Here is an 8,526-nt window from a genome sequence, read left to right as displayed (position 1 = left end):
AACTGGCCAGTCCGGTTCGGGAAGGGGCCGTCGAAAAAGGACCTCCACAGAGGCACCTCGTCGGCGGCCTACTTCACGCGGCGAGAGGTCCGGGGAAACGGGCCGGGAGCAACCCCGGAACCGCGCCTCGGGCCTACTCAACCACCGCGCGGGATGATGATCGGCGGCGACCCCGTCGTGATCTCTGGCGGGAGTCACTGACCAGCCGATCTCTACATGAGAGGTGCCTGATGGCCCTGCTGGCGATGACGGCGGCGCAGCGTGCGAAAGCGTTGGCGAAGGCGGCCGAGGCGCGTATGGCGCGTCGGGCGCTGTTGGCGGAGGTGGCCTCCGGCGCGGTGGGTGTGGCGGAGGTGTTCGAGCGCAGCGGGCAGGATCTGGCGGGCAGGACTCGGGTGGTTCAGGTCTTGCGGGCCGTCCCCGGGTATGGGCCGGCCAGGGTCACGGCGTTGATGGCCACCTCCGGGGTGGAGGCGAAACGGCGTGTTGGTGCGCTGAATGAGCAACAGCGCGAGCGACTTCTGCGGGCTTTGATCAGCTGACAGCGCTGGGACTGATCGTGTGCGCTATCGGAGCTCCGCGTTCGGGTGAGGTCGGGGGATGTCTTCGCCTTGCAGGAGGGCGAAGTCGGCGTGGGCCGCCTCGACGGCTTCGGGGTAGGCCTGTGTCTTCTCATGCTCGGCGAGGGCCCGGTAGATGCTGGCCAGGGATGGGTTCTCGCCTTTGCGTTTGCCGGTGGGGATGATGAGGTCTTTGCGGATGTCTTCGACGCGTTCCCCGGCGGCCTTGCGGCGCAGCACGGTGTGCAGCATGTCGTCGATGATCACAGGGGGGCGGCCGCCGTGCTTGCCCTTGCGGGCGGCGGCGTCCAAGCCTTCCAGGGTGGACTCGCGGATGGCTTCGCGTTCGGTCTCGGCCATCGCGGCGAAGAACGCGAACAGCATCCGGCCCGGCCCGGACGGATCGTAGATCCCGGCGAGCGGTCCGGCGAGCATCTCCAGGACCAGGCCGTGTGCGGTCATGTGGTCGGCCAGCGCGGTGAGTTCGGCGGCGTCGCGGCCCAGTCGCTTCATCTCGTAGACGGTCAGGATGACCCGGCAGTGCGGGGCGTGCGCCTTGATCTGCCGGGCCAGTGCGAGCGCCGCCTCGAATTGGGGGCGCACCTTCATCCGTGTCGAGATCTTCTCGGAGAAGATCTTCTCCTGCGGAATGCCGTGCGCGGCCAGCGCGTCCAGTTGCGACTGCAGTTCCTGGGTGAGCGCGGAGCAGCGGGCGTACCCGATCTGGATGTCGGCCGACGGCCCATCGTCACTGAGCGGCGCGGGCGGTGGTGTGCCCGGCCGCCACGGCTGGCCCGGCTTCCGGTCGGCTGGGGTCGGCACCCGCAACAGCTTCGCCAGCCGGGCCACTTTGGTGAAGCGGCCGGTGTGGTAGGTGCCGGCCACCGCGCCCGAACGTGACCGGCACGGCGAACCCGCCGCGACGGTGCATCGCGGGCACGGGTGACGCTCGACCTCATCGGCGTCACGGGTGTGTTCCTCGCCGATGACGGACAGAGGGGCGGATTCGGTGTTTTCGTGGGGTTTTGGGGCCTCGACCATGCCTCGGATGCTCTCATAAACATTTCCCAGAATCTGTGGATCCGCCAACTTGCATGAGAACGAGTTCTGAGAAGAAACCGGCCCCGCCGGCGGTTAGAACCGGCACCCGGGGGCCATCTGGTGAACTTCTCTGGGAATCGAGGGTTTCTGAGAATCAAGCCTGGTTTTTTCTGGGCATCAGACTGGGCATTTCATGGGCAAGCCTCGGACCCCGCCGCGTGCGAACCCTCTGACCCGCATCGGAACGGTAGGCGGCGGACCTCGCCGGCGGCACTTCCTGGGAACCCGCGGGGTGCGTCAGTCGTATGACAGGGCTGGGGCGCGGTGGGGCCTTGCCGGGTGACGTTGGTTGTATCTCGCCGCGCGCTCCTGGCTGGCTGATGCCGGTTGGTGCCGACGTATCGAGACCCGGCGGCGGGCATCCATAAAACCACCGTGTTCCACGTGCCTGCCCGTGGGCCGAGGCCCCTTGCCCGGCCGTTGGGGTGACGTTCGTCCGCCTACCCGTGGTCGGCGCAGAGCTGGGAGATCAAGGCGGCGCGGGCCCATGCTTCCCACGTGTCCGGTGACCAGTCGCGGTCGCGGATGAAGATCAGGTAGAGCTGCGGGCTGAGCAGGCCGAACAGCAGGTCCGCCGCCATCTCGACGGAGAGGCCGGGACGGGCGTCGGGCTTTCCGGCCAGGGCTTCGGCCGCTGCGTACTGCACGGTGTAACGCGGGTCGGGACCGTCCGGCCATTGCGCGGCGATCTCAGGGTCGGTGGCCGCGGCAGCCGCGATCAGCGGCATGATCGGGGCGACCCGGCCCAGGATCTCGCGGGTGCCGCGGACGTGCGCGCGCAGTTGCCCTGCCGCGGTGGGCTCGGCGCACGCGGCGCGAAACCACTCACGATCCATGGTGGCGACAGGCTCGGTGTCCCCGGCGATGGACGTGTCGACGACGTCCTTGAACAGCGTGCGCTTGTTGCGGAAGACGAAGTAGACCGTCTGGACGGCCACGCCCGCCCGGTCCGCGACCTCCTGCAGGCTCGTCGCCCCGTAGCCCTGCGTGACGAACAGCTCGCGAGCCGCCTCGACGACCTTTTCACGGGTACGGCGTGAGCGCTCGGCTCGCTTGTCCGGCCGCTTGACTTGATCCATATTGCGAGTATATATCTAGAGTATGACACTAGAGTTCAACTCTAAATTCTTGGAGAAGACGATGGACCAGCCCATCACCACCCAGAAGCCGGACCCGGACCTGACCTCACCGCAGCGAGACCAGGAGGAATCCGTCCACCGCGCACTGGAGGGCTATTACCACGCCGGCAAGCCGCCGTGGGACACCGGCGTGACACCGCCCGAGCTGGTCGCCCTGGTTGAGGGACACGGCGCGCTGCCGCCCGGCCGCGCCCTCGAACTCGGCTGCGGCACGGGGACCAACGCCATCTACCTCGCACGGCACGGCTGGGAGGTGGCGGCCGTCGACCTGATCGACCGCGCCGTCGACCAGGCCAGGGAGAAGGCCGAGGCGGCGGGAGCGGTGGTACGGCTGCTGCACGGAGACGCCACCCGCCTCGACGAGCTGGACGCGCCCGGTCCCTTCGACCTGTTCTTCGACCTGAGCTGCTACTGCGGGATCCCGCTGCACCGCCGCGACGCCTACGCCGCCGGGCTCACCCACCGCGCCGCTCCCGGAGCACGGCTGCTGATGTTCGGGTACGGCCCCGAGCCGCTCGGCAACCCGATCCCCGAGGTCACGTCGTGGGCGGCGGGCGTCACAGCCGACGAACTCCACGCCAGGTTCGCCGGCTGGGAACTACTCGACGTCACACCGGGCACCAACTCGGTGCCGACCTTCTGGTTCACGCTGCGCCGCGACGCCTAGAGAGTGCTGAACGGGCCCCTGCTTCCCATCCACTCCCCGCAGGACAGGCACGTGCAGAGCTAGGTGGCTCTGCACGGAGCCAGAGCACAGGCGCGCACTTCGGACACGCGTGCAAGGCGACCGTCATGAGCCTGACGGCGATGATCATGGATGGCGCGAGACTGACACAATTCAGCACGTAATCGGTCACGTCGATCATCTGACCTGACCGCTGCTGATATCCGAGGGCACCCCCACCTCGCACGGCGCGGTGGGGGCGCCCCCGCATGCCTGGAGGCCCCATGCCGGTCAGCGCAACTAGCCAAAACAGCGACGGCACCACGCGACCAGCATGGCGCCCATGCCGGTGGGGTAGTAGACGCTCGGCATCGGCGCGGTGAGTAGTTCGAGCTGGGTGCCGCGCTGCTGGAGGGTGGTGGCTATGAGCATGAGCTCGGTGGTGTGTCGTCATCTTCAGCGCGCGCGAGCTGAAGCGCCCGGCCTCTGGAGTGTTCGAGCGTGTTGGCGGGGTGGTCGTGTGGTTGCTCAGGGACGTGGGGGTTCGGCGGTCGTTGGGTCGAGGCGGGCGAAGTGCTCGCGGATGAGGGCGTGGGGGAAGCGGTAGGAGGCTGGGTCTTTGAGGAGGAGGCCACGGCGGGTGGCCTCGTCCAGGAGGCGGCGGAGCCGCCAGGGTAGAACGTGGGAGAGGGCGAGGGCCGCGAAGTCGCGGCGGCCTGAGCTCTCGCCCTGCAGGCTGATGGCAATCATGTACATGTAGTAGGTCACACCGGCCGTGGCCACCAGCAGGATCAGCTCGGGCGGGCCTGCTGAGGTGCCGAGGTGTCCGGTGAGGCCGAGGGTCAGGCCGGCGATCGCGAGGGTGGAGAGGGCGGGGATCCACGGGGCAGGGTGCACGAGGTCGGTGTCGCCGCGGGTGGCGTGGAGGCGGGTGCCGAAGGGCAGGGCGATCACGCAGAGCGGCTGGATCACGGCTCCGAGGACGATGGCGGTGACGCCCGCGCCGTGCGGCGGTGACGCCCACCACAGGAGTAGCGCGTAGACCGCCGCGATGGACCAGATCGCGCCCAGGAGGAACGGGACGTCGCCCTCGCCGGTTTCTGCCAGGAGGATCCAGGCGGTCGCCCCTGCCAGGATGGTGGCGGCGACGGCGAGGTAGACCCCGTCCGGCAGGGAGTCCAGGGATCGGGAGATGACGAGCACCGCGCCGCACAGCGCCGCTACGAGCAGCAGTGCGAGCAGGTACGCCGCCCACCAGCGCAGCCGGATGGCGAGGGGCGGGCGCGGGGCTCTGGGGACGCTCGAGCTGCGGCTGCTGAGCGACAGCGACATGATGACGCCGCCGATGACCAGGCCCGAGATCCCCAACCGGATGCCGAGCACCGTCGCGAGCAGCACACCGACGGCTCCGCCGATCCACGGTTGGACGGTGTCCTGGCAGTAGAAGCGGTCGACCAAGCCTAACAGGCGGCTCCAGCCCTGGCCCGCGTCCACCCGGACCCGGAGCGGGGTGCGCCGCAACGGGAGCACACCCGCCCGGTTTGAGACGGCGGCGACGGCAGCGAGCCCCCGGACGGTCGTCGTGTCGTCGTGGCGGGCGGGGCCGCCGCGCGGAGGACGCGCCAGCATCCGGGCGACATAGTGGTCGAAAAGACTCGTCCGGCGCTGGGTCGTCGTCCCGATGAGCGCGCGGCCCCGGGTCTGGAAGGCGAGCGTCATGAGGTTGAGCCAGAGCGGGGCGGTCATCAGCTCACGGAGCGTCGGGTCGTCGGTGACGGCAGCGCGCAAGGCGGCGGAGGCGGGGTCTGCGAGGTAGCGGTCGATCTGGTCGTCGGTGAGCGGGCGGATCTCGACGGCGCCGCGCAGGTGGAGGAGCGGGAGGGCGGCGTAGTCCTCGGTGCGGCAGGTGACGGCCGTCCGCAGACGGGGGTAGGGCTTTTGGAGGGCGTTGAGGCGGGCGACGCAGGCCGCGCGCCGGGCGGTGGGCAGCTCGTCGAGGCCGTCGAACAGCAGTACGAGGCGGTCGTCTTCGAGCCAGGTGCGACCCAGGTCGCGGCCGAAGTGGTAGTCGACCTCGATACGCTCGGTGATCCAGCGGGTGAACGCGGTGTCGGCGTCACGGGCGGGCTCCCGCCAAGAGTTCAGCTCGATGATCACCGGGACAGGGTCATCGCCGTCCAGTAGGGCTGAGGCGAGGTCGAGCAGGAGCGTCGACTTGCCCGCGCCGGGCTCGCCGAGGATCAGCAGCGACTCACTAGCCAGCGCGAACGCCTCCACGATGGTCGCTCCCGGTGCGAGGTCCCAGCCATCCGGGTCGCCCGCGTAAGCGGCGAGCGGCGGAACGACGGCAGTGCCGCGCCTGTCGAGCTCCAGTTCGGCCCGGACCATCACCCCCAGCGACTGCTCCAGCCGCCGATCGACATAGGCTCTGACCCCAGCGACCAGCCGGTCGCGATCGTCTGGGCGTGACGCGATCCGGTGTGCCGCCAGCCGCGCAGGCACGTTGACCGCCGCCAGAACGGCCACCGTCCCGAACACCGCGATCGCCACCCAAGCCAGCCAGGGCCGGTCGGCGAGGAAACCCGGGACGCCCGCGGTCGCGTAGTTGGTCGCCACAGGCAGCAGGACGACCACACAGACAGCCGAGACGATACCCGTGATGGTGCGCTTCACCCGCGACCTCCCTTCCGGTGACGATTATCCGGTTCCGGCACGCTCTCGGGGCATTCTTGGTGCAGGGACGCCGGTCATCCGGGAGCATGTGACACAGAACCTCAATTATCTGTCACACTGGCCCTCGCGGCCGCGCTCCGTCCCAGCTCGGCGTCCGGCGGGCCGGGGCCGACTCGGCAACGTTATGTGTCACATCGGCGTTTGGAGGTTCCTTGTGTCGGTCGTGCTCTTCCCGACACCACCCGCCGACACCCCGGCGAGCCGGGAGAGCGTGGCGGCCGCCGTCGACCGGTACCTCGACGGAATCAAGACCACGACGACCCGGGACGGCTACGCCGAGACCCTCGCCCGCCTGACCACCCGCGCCGCCTCCCGCGACACCGCCTCCCTCACCCCCGACGACTACGCCGCGGTGATGGACCTGTGGGACGCCGCGGCGGCCGCCACCTGGAACCGGCACCTATCGGCGCTCACCTCCTTCACCGCCTGGGCGCAACGACAGGAGATCCTGGCCACCAACCCCGGACGACGACTGGAGCGCCGCAAGACCGCCCGCCGCGGCGACCGCGCCATCCCGCGCACCCGCCTGGACAAACTGTTCACCGACGACCGGCACAGCCTCCGCGAGCGGGTCTTCTGGCGGATGCTCCATGAAACCGCGGCCAGAGCCGAGGAGATCCTCTCCCTCAACATCGAAGACCTCGACCTGGAGTTCCGGCGCGGCCGCGTCCGCTCCAAGGGCGGCGCGATCGAATACGTCCACTGGGCCACCGGCACCGCCCGCCTCCTGCCCCGGCTGCTGCAAGGCCGCACCTCCGGCCCGGTCTTCCTCGCCGACCGGCGCGCCCCCACCTCAGGGCCACGAGCTCCCGCGGCTGCCGACATCTGCCCGACCACCGGCCGGGGACGGCTGTCCTACCCGCGCGCCGAATACCTGTTCAAGCAGGCCACCGCTCAGCTCGACCCGCATAAGAAGGGGTGGACGCTCCACCAACTGCGCCACTCGGCGCTGCAACACCTGGCCGCCGACGGACGGACCGCACTCGAGCTCCAGGCCAAATCCCGCCACCAGCACCTGGCCAGCCTCGGCCGCTACGTCAAACTCAGCGAAGAAACCTCCGCGAAGGTCACCGCCGAAGCCGACCCGGCCGCCCGCCGACGGCGCGGCCGATGAGTGCGTGATCCGGGATTCCCCGGGGCACCTCCGGCACCAGGCCGGCCACTGCGAAGGCGTCAGGTCCGCCAACCCGCCAGGCCACAGATGCCCCCAAACAAGCCCTGCCTGACCTGAGCGAACGTTAACGCGTGTACTTCATGACACCTTCGTTACCGACAGGCCCACACGTACGTCGTAACGACCGAGCCACCCGGCGGGTGGAGCATCGTCGCCGGCCAGAACACAACTATGGAGACTGACGCATGAACAGCGCACGCTCGTTCGTTGTCACAGGTGCGAGCGGAGGCGTCGGCAGCGCGATCGCGGAACATCTGTCCTCGATCGGTCACGTCATCAACCTCGACCCGACTCCCGCCCACAGCGCGAACCCTCGCGTGCACCATGTCGAAGGTGACGCCGGCGATCCTTGCGCCGCCGCGGCCGCGGCGCAGCTTGCGGAGAAGCATGGCTCTTTGAGCGGGTGGGTCAACAACGCTGCGATCTTTCGCGACGCCAGCCTTGCCACGGCAACAGCGGAGCAGATCATCGCGCTCATCGCGCTCAACCTCAATCTCGCCGTCGTCGGGTGCCACACCGCGGTGCAGCACTTCCTGTCGTACTCCCGGCCCGGCTCGATCGTGAACGTCTCTTCACACCAAGCGCAGCGCCCCGTGCGGGGCGCTCTGCCCTACGCCACGGCGAAGGCCGCCGTCGAAGGGCTCACGCGAGCTGCCGCTGTCGACCACGGCCCGCAGGGCATTCGGGTCAATGCCGTCGCGCTAGGGTCGATCACGACGGCCCGGTATGAGGAGTACCGGCGTGAGCACCCTGAAACCGACCAGCACATGGCCGCATTGCACCCCTTGGGGCACGTCGGTCGCCCCCTCGATGTGGCACATGCCGTCGCGTTCCTGCTCTCTGCGGAATCAGCCTTCATCACCGGCACTGTCCTGCCCGTCGACGGCGGCAGAGCAGCCCTCGGCCCCGACCCGGAAAGCACCTAAGGCACCGCCCTGCAGGCACCCATCCACGCGAACGGCGGCCACACCTTGACCTTCATCGACGAGATGCTAGCGGAGATCTACAGGTAGGCCGCCAGAAGCGTCACCTTGATGTCGTGCGGGTGGGACCGCAGGTGGGAGGGCGCTTCAGCGGCGACGCGGGCCCGCCAGGAGGCCAGAACCTTCGGGGCGACGTCGGCGAACAGGTCGTCCGGGAGGCCGACCTTGCGGA

General features: G+C 69.3%; 8 protein-coding genes. 4 read left to right on the top strand and 4 right to left on the bottom strand.

What is annotated here, in order from left to right:
• Positions 1 to 230: 230 nt before the first annotated feature.
• Positions 231 to 542, top strand: a complete 312-nt coding sequence (gene mihF, locus ACSDR0_RS48270) for an integration host factor, actinobacterial type (RefSeq protein ID WP_435295724.1) — start codon at positions 231 to 233, stop codon at positions 540 to 542.
• Between the two features lie 24 nt (positions 543 to 566).
• Here the strand turns inward: mihF and ACSDR0_RS48265 are convergent, their stop codons facing one another.
• Positions 567 to 1,601, bottom strand: coding sequence for a recombinase family protein (locus ACSDR0_RS48265; protein WP_435295723.1), 1,035 nt, complete (start codon positions 1,599 to 1,601; stop codon positions 567 to 569).
• 500 nt (positions 1,602 to 2,101) lie between these two features.
• A complete protein-coding gene (locus ACSDR0_RS48260; protein WP_435295722.1) occupies positions 2,102 to 2,740 on the bottom strand; it encodes a TetR/AcrR family transcriptional regulator in 639 nt (212 codons plus the stop codon).
• Between the two features lie 61 nt (positions 2,741 to 2,801).
• Here ACSDR0_RS48260 and ACSDR0_RS48255 point away from each other — a divergent pair, with 61 nt between their 5' ends.
• Positions 2,802 to 3,467 carry a class I SAM-dependent methyltransferase gene (locus ACSDR0_RS48255; protein ID WP_435295721.1) on the top strand — a complete coding sequence of 222 codons (666 nt, stop codon included), beginning with the start codon at positions 2,802 to 2,804 and terminating at the stop codon, positions 3,465 to 3,467.
• Positions 3,468 to 3,764: 297 nt separating this feature from the next.
• On the opposite strand, the gene ACSDR0_RS48250 is transcribed toward ACSDR0_RS48255, so the two are convergent.
• Entirely contained in the window at positions 3,765 to 3,896 is a 132-nt protein-coding gene (locus tag ACSDR0_RS48250) for a hypothetical protein (RefSeq protein ID WP_435295720.1), read from the bottom strand.
• A gap of 96 nt (positions 3,897 to 3,992) precedes the next feature.
• The gene (locus tag ACSDR0_RS48245) at positions 3,993 to 6,137 is read right to left on the bottom strand and encodes an NACHT domain-containing protein (RefSeq protein WP_435295719.1); all 2,145 of its coding nucleotides are present in this window, start codon (positions 6,135 to 6,137) and stop codon (positions 3,993 to 3,995) included.
• Positions 6,138 to 6,351: 214 nt separating this feature from the next.
• Here ACSDR0_RS48245 and ACSDR0_RS48240 point away from each other — a divergent pair, with 214 nt between their 5' ends.
• Positions 6,352 to 7,311, top strand: coding sequence for a tyrosine-type recombinase/integrase (locus tag ACSDR0_RS48240; protein ID WP_435295718.1), 960 nt, complete (start codon positions 6,352 to 6,354; stop codon positions 7,309 to 7,311).
• A gap of 245 nt (positions 7,312 to 7,556) precedes the next feature.
• A complete protein-coding gene (locus tag ACSDR0_RS48235; RefSeq protein WP_435295717.1) occupies positions 7,557 to 8,297 on the top strand; it encodes an SDR family NAD(P)-dependent oxidoreductase in 741 nt (246 codons plus the stop codon).
• Positions 8,298 to 8,526: the final 229 nt, after the last annotated feature.

This window comes from Streptosporangium sp. G11 (assembly GCF_051192615.1).
Classification (GTDB): Bacteria; Actinomycetota; Actinomycetes; order Streptosporangiales; family Streptosporangiaceae; genus Streptosporangium.
This window is presented reverse-complemented; position numbering and strand designations above follow the sequence as displayed.

What these genes read in the sequence shown, in the direction of transcription:
- ACSDR0_RS48235 (WP_435295717.1), top strand. Translation starts at nt 7,557, where the DNA reads ATGAACAGCGCACGCTCGTTCGTTGTCACAGGTGCGAGCGGAGGCGTC.
- mihF (WP_435295724.1), top strand. Translation starts at nt 231, where the DNA reads ATGGCCCTGCTGGCGATGACGGCGGCGCAGCGTGCGAAAGCGTTGGCG.
- ACSDR0_RS48255 (WP_435295721.1), top strand. Translation starts at nt 2,802, where the DNA reads ATGGACCAGCCCATCACCACCCAGAAGCCGGACCCGGACCTGACCTCA.
- ACSDR0_RS48260 (WP_435295722.1), bottom strand. Translation starts at nt 2,740, where the DNA reads ATGGATCAAGTCAAGCGGCCGGACAAGCGAGCCGAGCGCTCACGCCGT.
- ACSDR0_RS48250 (WP_435295720.1), bottom strand. Translation starts at nt 3,896, where the DNA reads ATGCTCATAGCCACCACCCTCCAGCAGCGCGGCACCCAGCTCGAACTA.
- ACSDR0_RS48265 (WP_435295723.1), bottom strand. Translation starts at nt 1,601, where the DNA reads ATGGTCGAGGCCCCAAAACCCCACGAAAACACCGAATCCGCCCCTCTG.